Annotated in this window: 1 protein-coding gene; it reads left to right on the forward strand. The window is 68.8% G+C overall.

Features of this window, described 5'->3' with window-relative positions; all coding sequences use genetic code 11:
- Positions 1–347 precede the first annotated feature (347 nt).
- Positions 348–1,523 (forward strand): IS110 family RNA-guided transposase (locus tag D0D15_RS35720; RefSeq protein WP_115945104.1); only part of this gene is annotated, 1,176 nt, incomplete at its 3' end.

Genomic DNA, 1,523 nt, shown 5'->3' on the forward strand with positions numbered 1-1,523 from the left:
CCCCAGTCCACACGCGACAGGCCACCCAGGCCACCCGGGCCACCGAGCAGAAGCAGGCCGCCCACCCCCTGCCGGGACCTCGGGATTCGCCCTCCAAGACAACGCGACGAAGCCCCCGTTACCTTTTTCGTGGTTCCTGATCAAGGAGCTGTGGTCGCCAGGTTCGGTATGACTGATGCCCCCAGTCGAGGTCATGATCCGGGGGGTGGTGTCGCCGGGCCTGGTGGCATCGGGGGACCGCTGAATAGGGACACGGCCACCCTTGGGGTAGGTCTCGTCGCAGGCGTGGGTGCCGGCCATCGATGCCCTGACCGGCGACCACCCGCGACGGATGAAAGACACTGTGCATGACCAGCAGTTATGGCGTGTTCCTCGGCCTGGATGTCGGCAAGGGCGACCATCACGCCGTCGCTCTGGACGCGACCGGGAAACGGCTGCACGATGGGCCGCTGCCCAACACCGAACCCAAGCTGCGGGCGTTGTTCGACAAGCTCGCCGTTCACGGGCCGCTGCTGGTCGTCGTCGATCAACCAGCCACGATCGGGGCACTGCCGGTCGCGGTCGCCCGCGCCTGCGGGCATCAGGTGGCCTACCTGCCCGGTCTGGCGATGCGGCGTATTGCCGATCTCTACCCGGGCAATGCCAAGACCGACGCCCGGGACGCGTTCATCATCGCCGACGCCGCCCGCAGCCTGCCCCACACGCTGCGCCCGGTCGACACCGGTGACGAGGCCCTGGCCGAGCTGGAGGTCCTGGTCGGGTTCGACGACGATCTGGCCGGTGAGGCCACCCGGCTGGGCAACCGGATCCGCGGCCTGCTCACCGGCATCCATCCCACGCTGGAACGTGTCCTGGGTCCCCGCATCACGCACCCAGCGGTGCTGGAGATCCTGTCCCGCTGCGGCGGCCCGACAGGCATCCGCAAAGCCGGACGCCGCAAGGTCACCGCCATCGCAGCGACTCACGCGCCCCGCCTGGGCGAGAAACTCGTCGCCGACATCTGGACCGCGTTGGGCGAGCAGACCGTCACCGTCCCGGGAACGGCCGCAGCCGACACCGTCCTGCCCCGACTCGCCGACAGCCTGAAAACCGTGCTTCAGCAACGCAACCAGGTCGCCACCGAGGTGGAGGACATACTTGATGCTCACCCTCTTGCCGGGGTCCTGACCTCGATGCCCGGCATCGGGGTCAGGACCGCCGCCCGCATCCTGCTCGAGGTCGGCGACGCCTCCGCCTTCAAGTCCTCGGCGCATCTGGCCGCCTACGCCGGCATCGCCCCCGTCACCCGCAGCTCCGGCACCAGCATCAAAGGCGAACACCCCACCCGCAACGGCAACCGCAAACTCAAACGCGCCTTCTTCCTCGCCGCCTTCGCCGCCCTGCACGACCCCACCAGCAGGGCCTACTACCAGCGCAAACGCGACGAAGGCAAGAAACACAACGCCGCCCTCATCTGCCTCGCCCGACGCCGCTGCGACGTCCTCTACGCCATGCTCCGCAACGGCACCCACTACCGCCACCCC

The sequence above is a fragment of the Amycolatopsis thermalba genome (assembly GCF_003385215.1).
Lineage (GTDB): Bacteria > Actinomycetota > Actinomycetes > Mycobacteriales > Pseudonocardiaceae > Amycolatopsis_E > Amycolatopsis_E thermalba.